Here is a 16,495-nt window from a genome sequence, read left to right as displayed (position 1 = left end):
CGTTCGCGATCTCCTCCCCGGGGGCGGCTCAGAAGCCGCCGCCGCCCGGTATCCAGTCGGTCCCCGCCAGCGGCACGCGCGCCATGGCGGCGGCCTCCATCGTCAGGGCGCAGAGGTCCTCGGGCTCGAGGTTGCGCAGATCGGACTTGCCGCAGGCCCGCGCGATGGTCTGCGCCTCGAGCGCCATCACCGCGAGGTAATTGGCCAGCCTGCGCCCCGCCGCCACCGGATCCAGCCGGGTCGACAGCGCCGGGTCCTGCGTGGTGATGCCGGCCGGATCGCGCCCCTCGTGCCAGTCGTCGTAGGCGCCTGCGGTGGTCCCCAGCGCCCGGTACTCGTCTTCCCAGCGCGGATCGTTGTCCCCCAGCGCCGCCAGCGCCGCGGTCCCGATCGAGACCGCGTCCGCCCCCAGCGCCATGGCCTTCGCCACGTCCGCCCCGTTCCGGATCCCGCCCGAGACCACGAGCTGCACCTTGCGGTGCATGCCCAGGTCCTGCAGCGCCTTCACGGCGGGGCGGATGCAGGCGAGCGTGGGCAGGCCCACATGCTCGATGAACACCTCCTGCGTCGCCGCGGTGCCGCCCTGCATGCCGTCCAGCACCACCACGTCCGCGCCCGACTTCACCGCCAGCGCCACGTCGTAGTAGGGGCGCGAGCCGCCGACCTTCACGTAGATCGGCTTCTCGCCGGCCGTGATCTCGCGCAGCTCGCCGATCTTGATCTCGAGGTCGTCGGGCCCGGTCCAGTCGGGATGCCGGCAGGCGCTGCGCTGGTCGATCCCCTTGGGCAGGTTGCGCATCTCGGCCACCCGGTCGGTGATCTTCTGGCCCAGCAGCATCCCGCCCCCGCCCGGCTTCGCGCCCTGGCCCACCACCACCTCGATGGCGTCGGCGCGGCGCAGGTCGCGCGGGTTCATCCCGTAGCGGGAGGGGAGGTACTGGTAGACCAAGAGCTCCGAGTGCCCGCGCTCCTCCTCCGTCATTCCGCCGTCGCCGGTGGTCGTCGAGGTGCCGGCGAGGGTCGCCCCGCGCCCCAGCGCCTCCTTCGCCTGGCCGGAGAGGGAGCCGAAGGACATCCCCGCGATGGTGATCGGGATCTTCAGGTGGATGGGCTTCGAGGCGAAGCGGTCGCCCAGCGTGACGGCGGTGTTGCACGCCTCCCGATACCCTTCCAGCGGGTAGCGCGAGACCGAGGCCCCCAGGAACAGCAGGTCGTCGAAATGCGGAACCTTGCGCTTCGCGCCGCCGCCGCGGATGTCGTAGATCCCCGTCGCCGCCGCCCGGCGGATCTCGGACAGCGTGTAGTCGTCGAAGGTCGCCGACTTGCGCGGATGGGTGGGCGGGTTGTCGTAGGACATCAGTAGTCCCCCGCGTGATCGACGTTGAAGTTGTAGAGCTTTCGGGCCGAGCCGTAGCGGCGGAACGACGCCGGATCGGCCTCGACCCCCGCCCGCGCCAGCAGGTCCGCGAGCTGGGCCAGGTGCTCGGGCCGCATCTCCTTCTCGACGCAGTCCGCGCCCAGCGACTTGACCGAGCCGCGCACGTAGAGCCGCGCCTCGTAGAGGGAATCCCCCAGCGCCTCGCCCGCGTCGCCCAGCACCGCCATCGCGCCCGACTGGGCCATGAAGGCGCTCATGTGCCCGATCGAGCCCTTCACCACGATCTCGATCCCCTTCATCGAGATCCCGCAGCGCGAGGCCGCGTCGCCCTCGATCACCAGCAGCCCGCCGTGGCCCGTGGCCCCCGCGTACTGGCTGGCGTTGCCCTTCACGACGACCTTGCCGGACATCATGTTCTCGGCCACGCCCGGCCCGACCGAGCCGTGGACGGTGATCTCGGCGGCCTCGTTCATGCCGGCGCAGTAGTATCCCACCGACCCCCGCACATCGACGTGGACCGGCGCCATCGCGCCCACGGCGACGGAGTGCAGGCCGCGCGGGTTCAGCACCTCGAACGCCTCGTTCGAGCCTGCGGGCGCGGCGTGCAGCGCGCGGTGGAAATCGCGCAGCGGGGTCGTGGCCAGGTCGAAGACGGGCATCAGCGTTCCCAGAAGTAGACGGTGGCGGGCTCGGGCTCCCACACCTTTGCAAGATCGATGCCGGGCAGGCCGACGAGGGCGCGGTATTCCGAGCCGAAGGCGACGTAGGCCTCGGTCTCGGCCATCACCGCGGGCTTGCAGGCGATGGGGTCGCGCAGCACGCCGAAGCCGGACTTGGTCCCGACGACGAAGGTGTAGAACCCGTCCAGGTCCTCCAGCGCCCCCTCCAGCGCCTCGCCCAGGTTGCGCCCTTCGGCCATGCGCGCGGTCAGGTAGGCCGCCGCCACCTCCGAGTCGTTCTCCGTCTCGAAGCGCATCCCCTCGCGCACCAGCTCCCGGCGCAGGTTGTTGTGGTTCGAGAGCGACCCGTTGTGCACCAGGCACTGGTCCGCGCCGGTCGAGAACGGATGCGCGCCCAGCGTGGTCACCGCGCTCTCGGTCGCCATGCGGGTGTGGCCGACGCCGTGGCTGCCGGCCATCCCGCGGATGCCGAAACGGTCCACCACCGCGGCGGGCAGGCCGGTCTCCTTGTAGACCTCCATCGCCTCGCCCGCGCTCATGATCCGCAGGGCGGGGACGGCCTCGACCGCGGCGCGCAGGGCGGGCAGGGCGTCGGCCGGGCAGGTCAGGACGGCGTGGGTGTCCTTCTCGACCATCTCCGCGCCGTGCTCGGCCGCGAGGGCGGCGAGCGCGGGGAACGCCGCCCCCGGCGTCGCCGACTGCACCGTCAGCCGCGCGCGCCCCGCCGCGGGCGCGCCATAGACCGCGATGCCCGCGCTGTCGGGGCCGCGGTCGGTCATGGTCACCAGCATCTCGGACAGGAGCGCGCCCAACTGCGGCTCAAGCGCCCTGTCCTTCAGAAACAGCCCGACGATTCCGCACATCGGCCGCCCTCCTGCAAAAGTTGCGGGCAGGCTAGCGAGGCGCTTGCGACTCGACAAGATTTCAGGAAAGAAATTTTCCCCACAGGCAAACCTGTCGCATCACCCCCCCGCGCCGCGGTAGCAGATGATCGACAGGTAGCGGGCGGGCAGGGTCACCAGAACCTCCGGCCCGTGGGGGGCGTCGGCTTCGAAATAGAGGCTGTCGCCCGGCAGCATCTGGTAGAGGCGGTCGCGGTGTCGATATTGCAGCTCCCCCTCCAGCATGTAGAGGAACTCCATCCCCTCGTGCTGAAAGGTGGGGAACACGTCCGAATCGTCGGTCAGCGTGATCAGGTAGGGCTCCACCACCACCCCGGCGGAGGCGTGATCGAGATGCCCCAGCAACGTGTACTGATGCCCCGCGCGGGTGCCGCGCCGCTCGACGTCCACGCCCTCCCCGGCGCGCACGTGGACGGCGCCGCGCGCCTCCTCGAAGCGGCGGAAGAAGGCGGTCAGCGGCACGCCCAGCCCCCGCGACAGCGCCTGCAGGGTGGCGAGGCTGGGCGAGATGTTGCCGTTCTCGATCTTCGAGAGCATCCCCAGCGACATGCCGGTCGCCGCCGCGAGGTCCGCCACCGTCACGCCCATCTGCTTGCGATAGGCGCGCACCTCGTGGCCGATCGCCTGCTCGAGGCTGTTGTCCAGCGCGTCGCGCGTCGCGTGCGGGTCCTGGCTCAGTCCGCGTCGGGTCTGGGTCATCGTCGCGCCTCCCATCCTTCTCCCCTGTGGGTAATATTTCTTTCGCCCCGGTTGAAGGGGGCGCGTCGGCGCGCCGCCCGCCCGGCGCCCAGGATCGAGGCCCGAGCATGAGCCGCTATTCCGCCCTGACCCTCCTGCGCGAGGCCCTGCGCGGCGCCGATGCGCTCGCCCCCGCCTGGCGCGAGCCCGAGCCCCGGCCCGCCTACGACGTGGTGATCGTGGGCGGCGGGGGCCACGGTCTCGCCACCGCCCATCACTTGGCGCGCGATCACGGCGTGTCGAACGTGGCGGTGCTCGAGAAGGGCTACGTCGGCTCCGGCAACGTGGGGCGCAACACCACCATCATCCGCTCCAACTACCTGCTGGAGGGGAACAATCCCTTCTACGAACTCTCGATGAAGCTGTGGGAGGGGCTGGAGCAGGACCTGAACTTCAACGCCATGGTCTCCCAGCGGGGCGTGATCAACCTGTTCCACACCGACGCCCAGCGCGACGCCTATCGCAGGCGGGGCAACGCCATGCGCCTGCACGGGGTGGACGCCGAGATCCTCGACGTCCCCGCCCTGCGCCGCATGCTGCCGATGCTCGACTTCGACACGGCCCGCTTCCCGATCAAGGGCGGCCTGATCCAGCGCCGCGGCGGCACCGTGCGCCATGACGCCGTCGCCTGGGGCTACGCCCGCGCCGCGTCGGCCCGCGGCGTCGACGTCATCCCCCATTGCGAGGTCACCGCCATCCGCCGCGAGGGCGGGCGCGCCGTGGCGGTCGAGACCACCCGCGGCACGATCCGCTGCGGCAAGCTGGCGCTGGCCACCGCCGGGCATTCCTCGGTCACCGCCTCGATGCTCGGCCTCACCCTCCCCATCGAGAGCCATGTCCTGCAGGCCTTCGTGTCCGAGGGGCTGAAGCCTTTCATCGACCATGTCGTGACCTTCGGCGCCGGCCACTTCTACGTCTCCCAGTCCGACAAGGGCGGGCTGGTCTTCGGCGGCGACATCGACGGCTACAACTCCTACGCCCAGCGCGGCGGCCTCGCGGTGGTCGAGGACGTGGTCGAGGCCGGCGTCGCCATGATCCCGGCCCTGAGCCGCGCCAAGGCCCTGCGCAGCTGGGGCGGGGTGATGGACATGTCCATGGACGGCTCCCCCATCATCGACCGGGTGCTGGAGAACGTCTTCCTCAACGCCGGCTGGTGCTACGGCGGCTTCAAGGCGACCCCCGCCTCGGGCCTGTGCTTCGCCCACCTGATCGCCACCGGCGAGCCCCACCCCACCGCCCGCGCCTTCCGCCTCGACCGCTTCGCCTCCGGCGCGGTGCTGGACGAGAAGGGCGTGGGCGCCCAGCCGAACCTGCATTGAGGGCGCCATGGCCAGCCTGATCGACTGCCCCCACTGCGGCCGCCGCCCGCGCGAGGAATTTTCCATCCGCGGCGACGCGACCGTGAGCCGCCCCGACCCCGAGGCGGGGCCCGAGGCCTGGCACGCCTACCTCCACCTGCGACCCAACCCCCGCGGCCTGCACCGGGAACACTGGCGCCACGCCGGCGGCTGCCGCCGCTGGCTGGTGGTCGAGCGGGACGTGACCACCCACGCCGTCCACTCCGTGCGCGACGCCCAGGACGCGGCGCAGGAGGCCGCGGAGTGACCGGTCGCCGCCTCCCCGTCGCCGCCCGCATCGACCGCGGCCGCCCGATCCGCTTCCGCTTCGACGGCCGCGACTATACGGGCTTCGCCGGCGACACCCTCGCCTCCGCCCTCCTGGCCGAGGGCGTGACGACCTTCGGGCGCAGCTTCAAGTATCACCGCCCGCGCGGCGTGCTGGCCGCAGGCTCCGCCGAGCCCAACGCGCTCGTCACCGTCGGGACGGGCGGCCGGCAGGAGCCCAACGTCCGCGCCACCACGCTGGAGATATACGAGGGGCTCGAGGCCCGCAGCCAGAACGCCTGGCCCTCCCGCACCCTCGACGTCGGCGCCCTCAACGGCCTCCTGTCTCCCCTGCTGGGCGCCGGATTCTATTATAAAACCTTCATGTGGCCCCCGAAGGCGTGGGAGCGGGTCTACGAGCCGCTGATCCGCCGCGCCGCCGGCCTCGGCCGCGCCGGCATCCAGCCCGACCCCGACCGCTACGAGAAGACCTGGGCCCATTGCGACCTGCTGGTGATCGGCGCCGGCCCCGCGGGCCTCTCGGCCGCCGTCACCGCCGCCCGCGCCGGCGCCCGGGTGATCCTGGCCGACGAGGCGCCCGAGCCCGGCGGCTGGCTGCTCGACGACGGCGGCGACGCCTCCGCCGAGCTGCGCGAAGAGCTGCTGGCCGAACTCCACGCCTCCGCGCAGGTGCAGATCCTGCCCCGCACCACCGTCTTCGGCTGGTACGACGACAACGTCTTCGGGGCGCTGGAACGCGTGGGAAAGCACCTCCCCCCCCACCCCGACCGCCCCGCCGAGCGGCTCTGGCGCATCGTCGCCCGTTCCGCGGTGCTGGCCTCGGGCGCCGAGGAACGCCCGCTGGTATTCCCCGGCAACGACCTCCCCGGCGTCGTCATGGCGTCGGGCATCCGCCGCCGCCTCGTCGCCCAGGCCGTCGCGCCGGGCCGCCGCGTGGCGGTGCTGACCAACGGCGAGGCCGGCTATTCCCTTGCCGCCGCCCTGGAATCCCGCGAGGTCGAGGTCGCCGCCATCGTCGACTGCTCCCCCGAACGCGAGCCCGACGACGCCGACCGCTACGCCCCCACCCGCAACAACTGGCGCGGCGGCCGGGCCGAGGACTGGCGCGGCACCGCCCGCATCCTGCGGGCCCGCCCAGAGCGCGCCGTGGGAATGCGCGCGGTCGAGGCGCTCGAGGTCCGCCGCCCCGACGGCTCCCTGCGCCGCCTCTCGGTCGACGCGGTGGCCATGTCCGGCGGCTGGAGCCCCAACGGCCAGCTCGCCTGCCAGCGCGGCGCGAGGCCCCAGTGGTCCGAGGAGCGGCAGGCCTTCCTCCCCCCGCTCTCCCAGCCCGGCCTGCACGTGGCGGGCGGCGCCGCCGGCCTGCTGGGCCGCGCCGCCTGCCTCGCCGACGGCGCCCGGCAGGCCGTGACGGCGCTGGCCGAGATCGGCCTGATAGCCGCCCCCGCCTTCCCCCCGGCGCCCGAGGACGCCCCGCCCCCCCGCGCGCTGGGCGCCCTCGGCGGCCCCAAGGGCAAGCGCTTCGTCGACTTCCAGAACGACGTGACGACCGCGGACCTCGCCCGCGCGAAACAGGAGGGCTACGGCCACCCCGAGCTCGCCAAGCGCTACACCACCTCGGCCATGGCGACCGACCAGGGGCGGATGGGCGCGGTGAACGCCGCGGTGATCCTGGCGCAGGCGCAGGGCCTCGCGCCGGGCGCCGTGCCCCTGACCACCCAGCGCCCGTTCTTCTCCCCCGTCTCCTTCGGCGCGCTGGCCGGCGGCGCCCGCGGCCCGGCGTTCCGACCGGTCCGCCGCTCGCCGCTGCACGCCTGGTCCGAGGCGCAGGGCGCGGTCTTCATGGAAACCGGCGCCTGGCTCCGCCCCGCCTGGTTCCCGCGGCCCGGCGAAGACGACTGGGCGACGGCGGTGGCCCGCGAAGCCCGGACCGTGCGGGTGGCCGCCGGCCTCTGCGACGTCTCCTTCCTCGGCAAGATCGAGGTGGTCGGCCCGGACGCCGCCGAATTCATCAACCGATGTTATCTGAACGGCATGGCCAAGCTCCCCGTCGGGCGCGCCCGCTACGGGGTGATGCTGCGCGAGGACGGCTTCGTGATGGACGACGGGACCGTCGCGCGGCTGACCGAGGACCGCTTCGTCCTGACCACCACCACCGCCAAGGCCGAGGAGGTGATGGCCCACCTCGACTTCTGCGCGCAGGTGCTGTGGCCGGGGCTGGACGTGCGCCTCGCCTCCGTCTCCGACGCCTGGGCGCAGATGGCCGTCGCGGGGCCGAAGTCGCGGGAGATCCTGGCCCAGGTGCTCGACGCCGACCTCTCCGACGCCGCCATGCCCTTCATGGGCGTCGCGCAGGCGCCCCTTCGGGGCGCTTCGGGCGTGACCGCCCGGGCGTTCCGCATCTCGTTCTCCGGCGAGCTGGCCTACGAGATCGCGGTCCCCGCGGACTACGGCCCCGCCGTCGCCGAGGCGCTGATGCAGGCCGGCCGCCCCTTGGGCATGTGCTGCTACGGGGCCGAGACGCTGGCCGTCCTGCGCATCGAGAAGGGCCACATAACCCATGCCGAGATCGACGGCCGAGTCACCGCCGACGACCTCGGCATGGGCCGCATGGTCCCGAAGGCGAAACCGGATTTCATCGGCCGCGCGATGCTCTCCCGCCCCGCGCTGACCGCCCCCGGCCGCCTCCAGCTCTGCGGCCTGCAGGCCGAGGACCCGGAGGCCGTGTTCCGGGCCGGCGCCCACGTCCTCGTCCCCGACGCGGCGCCCAGCCTCGAGGCGTCGCAGGGCCATGTCTCCTCGACCTGCTGGTCGCCGCACCTGGGCCGGACGCTGGGCCTCGCGCTGGTGAAGGACGCCCGCGCCCGGCATGGCGAGGTCGTCGAGATCCGCGACGACCTGCGCGGCGAGACCTGCCGCGCCCGCATCGTCCCGCCCGTCCACTTCGACCCAGAGAACCGGAGGCTGCATGGCTGACGCCCTGACCCTGGCTCCCGTCCCGGCGCTGGCCGGGGCCCCCTCGGGCCGCTTCGGCCCCGCGCCCGCGGCGACCCTCCGGGCGCTGGACGACCGGCCGATGACCCAGCTCCTCGCCGCGCGGGGGACGGACCTGGACGCGCGCCTCGCGCCCCTCGTCCCCGCGTCCGACCTGCGCGTGCTGGGGCCTGGCCAGCGGCTGGCGCTGGGCCTCGCGCCCGGGGCCTTCGCGGCCCTCGCCCCCGCGGTGATCGCGGTGGAGCAGACCGGCTCGCGCGCCCGCATCGCGGTTGAGGGGGCGGGCGCCGCGGCGCTGCTGGCGAAGGGCGTGGGGGCGGACCTGCACCCCTCCGCCTTCCCGACCGGCGCCTCCGCCCCGATGCTGTTCGGGCGGATCTCGATCGTGCTGACCCGCACCGGGGCGGAGGCGTGGGAGGTCCTGGTCCCCCGCTCCTACGCCCTCGACCTGTGGGAGGAGCTGATCGAGGCTGGCCGCGCGTCGGGCGTCGAGGCGCTGGGCCCCTGAGGCGGGCCGGCGGGGCGGGCAGGGCGCCCGCCCCGCGGCCCCTTCGTCAGGCGAACAGGAAGTCCGAGACCGACAGGTCGTCGAGGTCCGTGTCGATCAGCTTCACCAGGCCGTCGTCCGTGGCGATCACGACGTGGCCGCCCGTCTGGCGGGCGTCCTCCATCAGCGCGGAGAAATCGGCGTAGGCGTCCGCGTCGAACACCGCCTTGTCCTTGCCGATCTGGAAATCCTTCACGATCTCCTTGCCGAAGCGGCCGTCGGCGAAGTCGAACCGGTCCTTGCCGGGCCCGCCGATCAGCACGTCCTTGCCGGCGCCGCCGGAGAGCACGTCGCGCCCCTTGCCCCCCACCAGCCGGTCGTCTCCCGGCCCGCCGTCCAGCACGTCGTTCCCCCCGCCGCCCTTCAGCACGTCGTCGCCGCGTCCGCCCGAGAGCGTGTCGTTCCCGCCGCCGCCCTTGAGCACGTCGTCCTTGCGGCCGCCCTCGAACACGTCGCGGCCGCCCTTGCCGACGAAGACGATCTTCTCGCCCGAGAGGTAGTCGCGCAGGGCCGAGGTCGCCTCCCCGTCGCCGTCCTCGTCGAAGCCCATCAGGTCCACGAGGATCGACCGCGCCAGGTCCTCGTCCGCGATGGTCCGGCCGAAGCGGATCTGGAAGTCGGCGTCGATCGACAGCGCCCCGTCGCCCGAGTCCTTGGCGACGCCGTTGCCGAAGATCACCTGGTCGATCGTCCCGCCCAGCCGGTGGGTGGTGATGTCGTAGCTCAGGTCGCCCCGCACCACGAAGCCCTGGTCCGCGGCCGAGGGCGTGTCGGTCACCGCCGACTCGGAGCCGGCGTAGTCGCCCGAATCGTCGTCGGAGAACTCCCCGAAGCCCATCAGCGCGAAGTCGGAATCGAAGGCGTCGAGATAGCGGGCGAAATTCGTCTCGGACGCGGAGCGGGAGATGATCTTGACGGTCATGGGGCCTCCGGCGCCCGCGCATCGGGGCGCAGGCGGCGTTCAAGGGGCGGACCGCGGGCCGGGCCTCGGCCTGCGCGGTCGCGCGCGGATGGGGGGAAGCTGGGACGCCCGGGCCGCGAGGCCCCGCAGGGGCCCTCCGCCGCGCCCGGGCCGGGGCCTGGCGACGCGCGCGATCCTAGATGACCCAGGAAAAGAGTCAAGAATCGCGCGCCCCCGGTTGAAACCCGGGAAAAACGGTCGGATAAGGGGCGAGCGGGCCGGTGGGCGGCCCGCCGATCCACCCATCCGGGCGGCCGGCGCGCGGGACGACCGCGCCCGGAGGCCGCGACCGGAGAGGCAGACGCTTCGATCCGGGTGGACCCATGACCAGACATTTCCGAACGGCGCCGGCCGTGGCCATGGCGCCCGCCGTGCTGATGGCGCTGGCCGCCGGCGCCGCCGCGCAGGACCTCGCCGCCGACGCGCCCGTCCGCGTCGAGGATGCCGCCGCCTCCGAGACGCCCGCGCCGGTGCTGATCGGCGACAACCCTGCCGACGACGATGAACCGGCCGCCCCCACAGGCGACGAGACCCTGGCCGCCCCCATGGGGGACGAGGCCGTGCTGCTGCGCGCCATCGACGTGCAGGCCGCGACCGCGCCGCCCTCCGCTCAACCTCGCGCCGAGATCGGGCGCGAGGCGCTGGAGCGCACGCCGATGCGCTCGGTCGGGGACGCCTTCGCCGCCACGCCCGGCGTCAACGCGGTGGACGACCGCCGCAACCCCGGCCTGACCGTCGAGGTGCGCGGCCTGCGCGACCGGGGCCGGGTGACCACCACCATCGACGGCGCCCGCCAGAACTTCCAGCAGTCGGGCCACGGCTCGGCCTCGCTGACCTATGTCGACGCGAACCTCCTGCGGGAGATCGAGGTCGACAAGTCCGTGGTCGCGGGCGTGGGCGGGGCGGGCTCGCTGGCGGGCTCGGTGGGCTTCCGCACGCTGGCCCCGCTCGACGTGCTCGAACCCGGGGAGCGCCTGGGCGCCCAGGGCAAGATCGAGCTCGGCGACAACGCCTATCGCTTCAACGGCTACGCCGCCGCCGCCTTCCGCCCGTCGGAGCGGGTCTCGGCCCTGCTCGCGCTCTCGCGCAGGGAGCTCGGCGACTACGCCATCGGGCAGGCGGGGGTGGTGAGGGCCTCCGACACCTCGGTCGTGCCCGATGCGACGCCGGTGGCGCTGACCGGCTCCGACGAGCTCTCGGTGCTGGCCAAGGCCGTGGTCTCGCTCAGCCCCTCGGCGGAGCTGACGCTGAGCTATCTCGACTACCGCGCCCAGTTCCAGACCGGTACCGGGTCGGCGGTGGACGACCAGGACACCGCCAACCGCACCGCGGTGGCGCGGCTCGACTGGGCGCCCCTGAACTCCCGCCACGACGTGACCGCCTCGGTCTACTGGAACGGGGTCGAGAACACGCAGGACCGCGAGGCGCGGGCGAGCTACGGGGCCTTCGCGCTCGACTACGCGCTCGACACCTTCGGGGCCTCGGTCGAGGACCGGCTGGAGTTGGACACGCGCGCCGGCGCCCTGGCCCTGACCTTCGGGGCGGAGGGGTTCGGGGACGCGACCTCCACCGTCTCGGTCGGCGCCGATCCCACCGACGATCCCGACGACGCCTGGTTCGGCGGCGCCAACCCCGCAGGCGACCGGCAGGTGGGGGGCATCTTCGCCCAGGCCGAGCTCGCGCCCCGCGACTGGCTGCGCCTGCGGGGGGGGCTGCGCCTCGACGGCTATGCGCTCGACGGGACGGCGAGCGTCTATGCCCGCTCCACCCTGGGGGGCACGCGCAGCGGGGGCTACGTCGACCTGCCCGTCGACCAGTCGGACTGGGCGCTGCTGCCCTCGGCCGGCGTCTCGGTGCTGCCGGCGCCGGGGTGGGAGCTGTTCGTGGACTATTCCGAGGGCTGGCGCCCGCCCACCCTGTCGGAGGCGGTCTTCGGCGGCAGCCACATCGGCTTCGACCTGTTCTTCGCCCCCAACCCGAACCTGCGGCCCGAACGCTCCCGCATGATCGAGGCGGGGGCGGGGTTCGAGCGTCACGCCCTGCTGCGCCCCGACGACGCGTTCAGCCTGCGCGCCAGCGTCTACGCGCGCCAGGTCTCGGACTACGTGACCTCGGCCACCGTCTACGGACGCCCGGGCGGGGGGACGGACGAGCTGCCCTTCATCGCCTACGTGAACGTCGACGGGACCACCCGCTTCCGCGGCGCGGAGCTGGAGGCGGCCTACGCCGTCGACCGCTTCGACCTCGCCCTGGCGCTGGAGACGCTGGACGTGAACGTGGACGGGACCATCGACCAGCGTCCCTGGAACGGCGTCCCCGACCCGGTGGCGGTCACGCGCGCCCCGTCCTCCGCCCCCTCCTGGCAGGCGAGCCTCACCGGGCGCGCGCGGCTGCTGGACGACCGGCTGGCTACGGGGCTGAGGCTGCGCTTCGCGGGCGACTCGACCGACAGCCTGTCGAGCTACAGGCTCGACGGGTTCGTCACCCTCGACGCCTGGGCGACGCTCGCCCTGACGGATCGGGTGGGGGTGCGCCTGTCGGCCACGAACCTCACCGACCAGGCCTACGTGGATCCCCGCGGCTCCACCGCCTATCCCGCGCCGGGGCGGACCTTCGCGCTCGCGCTCGAGGCGCGGTTCTGATGCGCGCTCCGGCGACGTCCCGGCGCGGCGCGCTTGACGCCGCCGGCCGATTCCGGGAATTCCTGAAACAGACGTGCGACCCCAGCCTCCGCCAGGTCCCCGCGCACTCCCTTCACCGCTGGACTGGACGCGCCCTTTGCGGCGCGCGGAGGCTGCCTTGACCGACCTGGCCGCGACGCCGCTCGACTTCGCCGCGATTCTCGCCGCGATCCCCGCCCCTTCCGACGACGCCCCGCCGCCGCGGGCCCGCGACCTGGCCGACCGGCTGGGCGTGCCCGAGGCGGCCCTGTCGGAGGCCCGCCGCGCCACCGGCGAGACCCGCCGCCTCGCGCGCGGCGACCACAAGGGCGCCTTCCGCGACCTGCTGATCGCGGTCGGCGGGGTGGGGGAGGTGATGGCGCTGACCCGCTCCGACCACTGCGTGCACGAGAAGCACGGGCAGTACCTCGCCCCCGAGATCGAGGGGCCGGTGGGCCTGTTCCTGGGCGAGATCGACCTGCGCCTGTTCCTGTTCAACTGGAGATACGCCTACGCGGTGCAGGAGCTGACCCGCTCGGGCCCGCGCCGCTCGCTTCAGTTCTTCGACGCCGCCGGCGAGGCGATGCACAAGATCTACGAGACCAAGGCCACCGACGCCGCGGCCTTCACCGCCCTGATCGAGCGCTTCGCCGAGGACGACGCCCCCGCGGCCGAGTTCGCCCCGATCCCGCCCGCGAAGGCCCCGCGCCCGGACGCCGAGATCGACGTCGCGGCCCTGCGCGCCGACTGGGCCGCGATGAAGGACACGCACGAGTTCTTCGGCATGCTGCGCGCCCATGACGTCGCGCGCGAGCAGGCGATGCGCCTGGCGGGGGAGGACTGGGCGCGCCCCGTCCCCCTCGACGCCTGCCGCCGCGTGTTCGAGCGCGCCTCGGCCACCGGCCAGCCGATCATGGTCTTCGCCTTCAACCGCGGCTGCGTGCAGATCCACACCGGCCCGGTGAAGACGATCAAGGTGATGGGCCCGTGGCTGAACGTGCTGGACCCGCGCTTCAACCTGCACCTGCGCGAGGACCGCATCGCCTCGGCCTGGATCGTGCGCAAGCCCGGCGACACCGGCGACGTCACCTCCTTGGAGCTGTTCGACAAGGACGGGGTCTGCTTCGTGCAGCTCTTCGGGGAGCGCAAGCCCGGCCAGCCCGAGCGCGAGGACTGGCGCGCCCTGCTGGCCGAGCTGGAAGGGGAGCCCGCATGAGCGCCGCCGCCCTCTCCCGCCGCGCCTGGCTCGCGCTGGGCGCGGGCGGCGCGCTGTCCCTGGCGCTGGGGCGGAGCGCCGCGGCGCACGCCCCCGACCGGCTGGTGATCGCCGGCGGCGACCTGACCGAGATCGCCTTCGCCCTGGGCGCGGGCGAGCGGATCGTCGCCGTCGACACCACCTCGATGTTCCCCGAGGCGACGGGCCCGCTGCCCAAGATCGGCTACCTGCGCCAGCTCGCGCCCGAGGGGATCCTGGCGCTGGCGCCCGACGCGGTGATCGCCTCGGCCGACGCCGGCCCGCCGCCGACGCTGGAGCGTCTGCGGGCCGCCGGCGTGCGGGTCGAGATCGCGCCCGAGGGCAAGGACGTCTCGGTGATCCCCGCCAAGATCGCCTTCATGGGCCGGGCGCTGGGGCGCGAGGCCGAGGCGCTGGCCGGGGCGTTCCGCGCCCGCATGGCCGCGCTCGAGGACGCGCTGTCGGGGGTCGAGACGCGCCCCTCGGTGATGATCCTGCTGGCGGCGGGGCGCGGCGCGCCGCTGGTCTCGGGGACCGGGACCGCGGCGGACGCGATCGTGGGGCTCGCCCGCGGGCGCAACGCGGTGACGGGCTACGCGGGCTATCGCCCGCTCTCGGCCGAGGCCGCCATCGCCGCGGCGCCCGAGGCGTTGCTGGTTCCCGACCACGCCCTGGGCATGATGGGCGGGCGCGAGGCGCTGCTCTCACGGCCCGAGATCGCGGCCACACCCGCCGGCGCCGCCGGGCGGCTGCTGGCGATGGACGGGCTGAAGCTGCTGGGCCTCGGCCCCCGCACGCCCGAGGCCATCGCCGAGCTGGCCCGCGCCCTGCACCCCGGCGCGGGGATCGTGCTGGAGGGCGACGGGTGAGCCTCGCCGGCGCCGGGAGCGAGGCCCGCGCGGCCTCCGGCGCCGCCTGGGCGGAGCTGCGTCCGGCGCTGGCCCTCGCGGCGCTGGCGCTGGCCGCGGCCGCCGCGCTGCTGGCCGAGCTGATCTACGGCCCCGTCCACATCCCCCTGTCGGACATCGTCGCGACCCTGCGCGGCGAGGCCGACCGCGCGACCGAGGCGATCCTCCTCCAGATCCGGGCGCCGCGCGCGGCGCTGGGCCTGGCGGTGGGCGCGGGGCTGGCGCTGGCCGGGACCGCGCTGCAGGGCGTGCTGCGCAACCCGTTGGCCGATCCGCAGCTGATCGGCGTGGCGGGGGGCGCCTCGGTCGGGGCGGTGGCGGTGATCGTCTTCGGGGGCGGCGCGGTCGCCGCGCTGCCCGCGGCGCTGGGCCTGTGGCTGCTGCCGGCCGCGGCCTTCCTGGGCGCCGCCGCCGTCACCGCCTTCGTCTTCGGCGTCTCCCGGCGGGCGGGCGAGACCTCGGTCGCCACGCTGATCCTCGCGGGCGTCGCCGCCAACGCCATCGCCATGGCGGGCGTGGGCGCGATGATCTTCGCCGCCGACGACCAGCAGCTGCGCGAGCTGACCTTCTGGACCATGGGCGGCCTCGGCGCGGCGAGCCCCGCGGCGGTCGCCCTGGCCGGCGGCGCGGCCCTGGCCGCGGGGCTCGCCCTGATGCGCATGGGCCGGGCGCTGGACCTGCTGCAGCTGGGCGAGCGGGCGGCCTTCCACGCGGGCCTCGACGTCGAGCGCGCCAAGTTCGCCGCCGCCGCCTGGTCGGCGCTGGCGGTGGGGGCCGTCACCGCCTTCGCGGGGCCGATCGGGTTCATCGGCCTCTGCGCGCCGCACCTGGCGCGGCTGCTGGTCGGGCCGGGCCATCGCCTCGTGCTGCCCGCGGCGACGCTGGCCGGCGTCGCCCTGACGCTGGCCGCCGATCTCGCCGTGCGCACCGCCGTGCCCCCGGCCGAGCCGCCCATCGGCATCGCCACCTCGCTGATCGGCGGGCCGTTCTTCCTGTGGCTGCTGATGTCCCGCCTGCGGAGGTCCGATGCTTGAGGCCGTCTCCCTCACCGTCCGCCGCGGCGCGCGGGAGACGCTGTCGCGCGTCTCGCTGGCGCTCGCTCCCGGCGAGGTGCTGGCCGTGTGCGGACCCAACGGCGCGGGGAAGTCGACGCTGCTCGCCGCGCTCGCCGGCGATCTGACGCCCGCGGGGGGCGAGGTGCGCCTCGACGGCGCCCCGGCCGCCGCCCTCTCGCCCCACGCGCTGGCCGTGCGCCGGGCGGTGCTGGAGCAGGCGCCGGCCCTCGCCGCGCCCTTCACCGCGCGGGAGCTGGCGGCGCTGGGGCTCGTGTCGCGCCGTCCCCGGCCGGCGGAGGCCGCGGCGATGGTCGAGCGGGCGCTGGCGGCGACGGGGCTCGCGGCGCTCGCCGGGCGCCCCGCCACGGCGCTCTCGGGGGGCGAGCGGGCGCGGGCGCACCTGGCGCGCGCGCTGGTGCAGATCGCCTGCGGGCGGGCCGAGGACCCGGTGCAAGGCGGGCGCTACCTGCTGCTGGACGAGCCGACGGCGAGCCTCGACCTCGCCCGCCAGGCGGAGGCGATGCAGGCCGCGCGCCGGGTGCGGGACGCGGGGACCGGGGTGCTGGCGGTGCTGCACGACCTCAACCTCGCCGCCGCCTTCGCCGACCGGGTGGCGCTGCTGGCGGGCGGGCGGCTGATCGCCGTGGGCCCGCCCGCCGAGGTGCTGATCGCCGAGCGTCTGGGCGAGGTCTACGGCCTGCCCATCGCGGTCGGCGTCGGCCCGCGGGGCGGAACCGCCATCGCGCCGGACTTCACGGCGCTGGCGACGGGCCGCGGGCTGGGAGCGAGTTGACAGCTGTCAACTCGGCCGGG

At 74.5% G+C, this 16,495-nt stretch carries 13 protein-coding genes and 1 pseudogene; 9 read left to right on the top strand and 5 right to left on the bottom strand.

The features are described 5' to 3' along the window. Positions 1-28: 28 nt before the first annotated feature. From P2H44_RS16440 to P2H44_RS16425, 4 genes are all read right to left on the bottom strand, one after another. Positions 29-1,357, bottom strand: a complete 1,329-nt coding sequence (locus P2H44_RS16440; protein WP_275765047.1) for an FMN-binding glutamate synthase family protein — start codon at positions 1,355-1,357, stop codon at positions 29-31. After that, positions 1,357-2,037: a GltB/FmdC/FwdC-like GXGXG domain-containing protein gene (locus tag P2H44_RS16435; protein WP_275765045.1), complete on the bottom strand. Its 681-nt coding sequence runs from the start codon at positions 2,035-2,037 to the stop codon at positions 1,357-1,359. The genes P2H44_RS16440 and P2H44_RS16435 overlap by 1 nt, the downstream gene beginning before the upstream one ends. Then, positions 2,037-2,921 carry a class II glutamine amidotransferase gene (locus tag P2H44_RS16430; RefSeq protein WP_275765044.1) on the bottom strand — a complete coding sequence of 295 codons (885 nt, stop codon included), beginning with the start codon at positions 2,919-2,921 and terminating at the stop codon, positions 2,037-2,039. Before P2H44_RS16430 ends, P2H44_RS16435 begins: the two co-directional genes overlap by 1 nt. Before the next feature lie 99 nt (positions 2,922-3,020). Further along, positions 3,021-3,659, bottom strand: a complete 639-nt coding sequence (locus P2H44_RS16425; protein WP_275765043.1) for a helix-turn-helix domain-containing protein — start codon at positions 3,657-3,659, stop codon at positions 3,021-3,023. A 107-nt stretch (positions 3,660-3,766) separates the two neighbouring features. Here P2H44_RS16425 and P2H44_RS16420 point away from each other — a divergent pair, with 107 nt between their 5' ends. The 4 genes from P2H44_RS16420 to P2H44_RS16405 are packed head-to-tail and all read left to right on the top strand — an operon-like array spanning position 3,767 to position 8,825. Then, positions 3,767-5,017 carry a sarcosine oxidase subunit beta family protein gene (locus P2H44_RS16420; protein ID WP_275765042.1) on the top strand — a complete coding sequence of 417 codons (1,251 nt, stop codon included), beginning with the start codon at positions 3,767-3,769 and terminating at the stop codon, positions 5,015-5,017. A 7-nt stretch (positions 5,018-5,024) separates the two neighbouring features. Beyond that, positions 5,025-5,303, top strand: a complete 279-nt coding sequence (locus P2H44_RS16415; RefSeq protein WP_275765041.1) for a sarcosine oxidase subunit delta — start codon at positions 5,025-5,027, stop codon at positions 5,301-5,303. Beyond that, positions 5,300-8,299, top strand: a complete 3,000-nt coding sequence (locus P2H44_RS16410) for a sarcosine oxidase subunit alpha family protein (RefSeq protein WP_275765040.1) — start codon at positions 5,300-5,302, stop codon at positions 8,297-8,299. The genes P2H44_RS16415 and P2H44_RS16410 overlap by 4 nt, the downstream gene beginning before the upstream one ends. Then, a complete protein-coding gene (locus P2H44_RS16405) occupies positions 8,292-8,825 on the top strand; it encodes a sarcosine oxidase subunit gamma family protein (protein WP_275765039.1) in 534 nt (177 codons plus the stop codon). Before P2H44_RS16410 ends, P2H44_RS16405 begins: the two co-directional genes overlap by 8 nt. 46 nt (positions 8,826-8,871) lie before the next feature. Here the strand turns inward: P2H44_RS16405 and P2H44_RS16400 are convergent, their stop codons facing one another. Next, positions 8,872-9,786 (bottom strand): calcium-binding protein, encoded by a 915-nt coding sequence (locus P2H44_RS16400; protein ID WP_275765038.1) that lies wholly within the window; start codon positions 9,784-9,786, stop codon positions 8,872-8,874. Between the two features lie 362 nt (positions 9,787-10,148). Here P2H44_RS16400 and P2H44_RS16395 point away from each other — a divergent pair, with 362 nt between their 5' ends. The 5 genes and pseudogenes from P2H44_RS16395 to P2H44_RS16375 form a co-directional block, all read left to right on the top strand. Beyond that, a complete protein-coding gene (locus tag P2H44_RS16395; RefSeq protein WP_275765037.1) occupies positions 10,149-12,467 on the top strand; it encodes a TonB-dependent receptor domain-containing protein in 2,319 nt (772 codons plus the stop codon). A 157-nt stretch (positions 12,468-12,624) separates the two neighbouring features. Continuing rightward, positions 12,625-13,701: a hemin-degrading factor gene (locus P2H44_RS16390; RefSeq protein ID WP_275765036.1), complete on the top strand. Its 1,077-nt coding sequence runs from the start codon at positions 12,625-12,627 to the stop codon at positions 13,699-13,701. Continuing rightward, positions 13,698-14,588, top strand: coding sequence for a heme/hemin ABC transporter substrate-binding protein (locus P2H44_RS16385; RefSeq protein ID WP_275765035.1), 891 nt, complete (start codon positions 13,698-13,700; stop codon positions 14,586-14,588). Before P2H44_RS16390 ends, P2H44_RS16385 begins: the two co-directional genes overlap by 4 nt. Next, entirely contained in the window at positions 14,585-15,661 is a 1,077-nt protein-coding gene (locus P2H44_RS16380; protein ID WP_275765034.1) for a FecCD family ABC transporter permease, read from the top strand. The genes P2H44_RS16385 and P2H44_RS16380 overlap by 4 nt, the downstream gene beginning before the upstream one ends. 52 nt (positions 15,662-15,713) lie before the next feature. Continuing rightward, positions 15,714-16,475: pseudogene (locus P2H44_RS16375) on the top strand (ATP-binding cassette domain-containing protein); the annotation flags it as partial. Positions 16,476-16,495: the final 20 nt, after the last annotated feature.

The organism is Albimonas marina (genome assembly GCF_029223255.1).
In the GTDB taxonomy this organism is placed as follows: domain Bacteria; phylum Pseudomonadota; class Alphaproteobacteria; order Rhodobacterales; family Rhodobacteraceae; genus Albimonas.
This window is presented reverse-complemented; position numbering and strand designations above follow the sequence as displayed.

Coding starts and splice junctions, on each gene's coding strand:
- P2H44_RS16440 (WP_275765047.1), bottom strand. CDS start 1,357: ATGTCCTACGACAACCCGCCCACCCATCCGCGCAAGTCGGCGACCTTC.
- P2H44_RS16435 (WP_275765045.1), bottom strand. CDS start 2,037: ATGCCCGTCTTCGACCTGGCCACGACCCCGCTGCGCGATTTCCACCGC.
- P2H44_RS16430 (WP_275765044.1), bottom strand. CDS start 2,921: ATGTGCGGAATCGTCGGGCTGTTTCTGAAGGACAGGGCGCTTGAGCCG.
- P2H44_RS16425 (WP_275765043.1), bottom strand. CDS start 3,659: ATGACCCAGACCCGACGCGGACTGAGCCAGGACCCGCACGCGACGCGC.
- P2H44_RS16420 (WP_275765042.1), top strand. CDS start 3,767: ATGAGCCGCTATTCCGCCCTGACCCTCCTGCGCGAGGCCCTGCGCGGC.
- P2H44_RS16415 (WP_275765041.1), top strand. CDS start 5,025: ATGGCCAGCCTGATCGACTGCCCCCACTGCGGCCGCCGCCCGCGCGAG.
- P2H44_RS16405 (WP_275765039.1), top strand. CDS start 8,292: ATGGCTGACGCCCTGACCCTGGCTCCCGTCCCGGCGCTGGCCGGGGCC.
- P2H44_RS16400 (WP_275765038.1), bottom strand. CDS start 9,786: ATGACCGTCAAGATCATCTCCCGCTCCGCGTCCGAGACGAATTTCGCC.
- P2H44_RS16395 (WP_275765037.1), top strand. CDS start 10,149: ATGACCAGACATTTCCGAACGGCGCCGGCCGTGGCCATGGCGCCCGCC.
- P2H44_RS16385 (WP_275765035.1), top strand. CDS start 13,698: ATGAGCGCCGCCGCCCTCTCCCGCCGCGCCTGGCTCGCGCTGGGCGCG.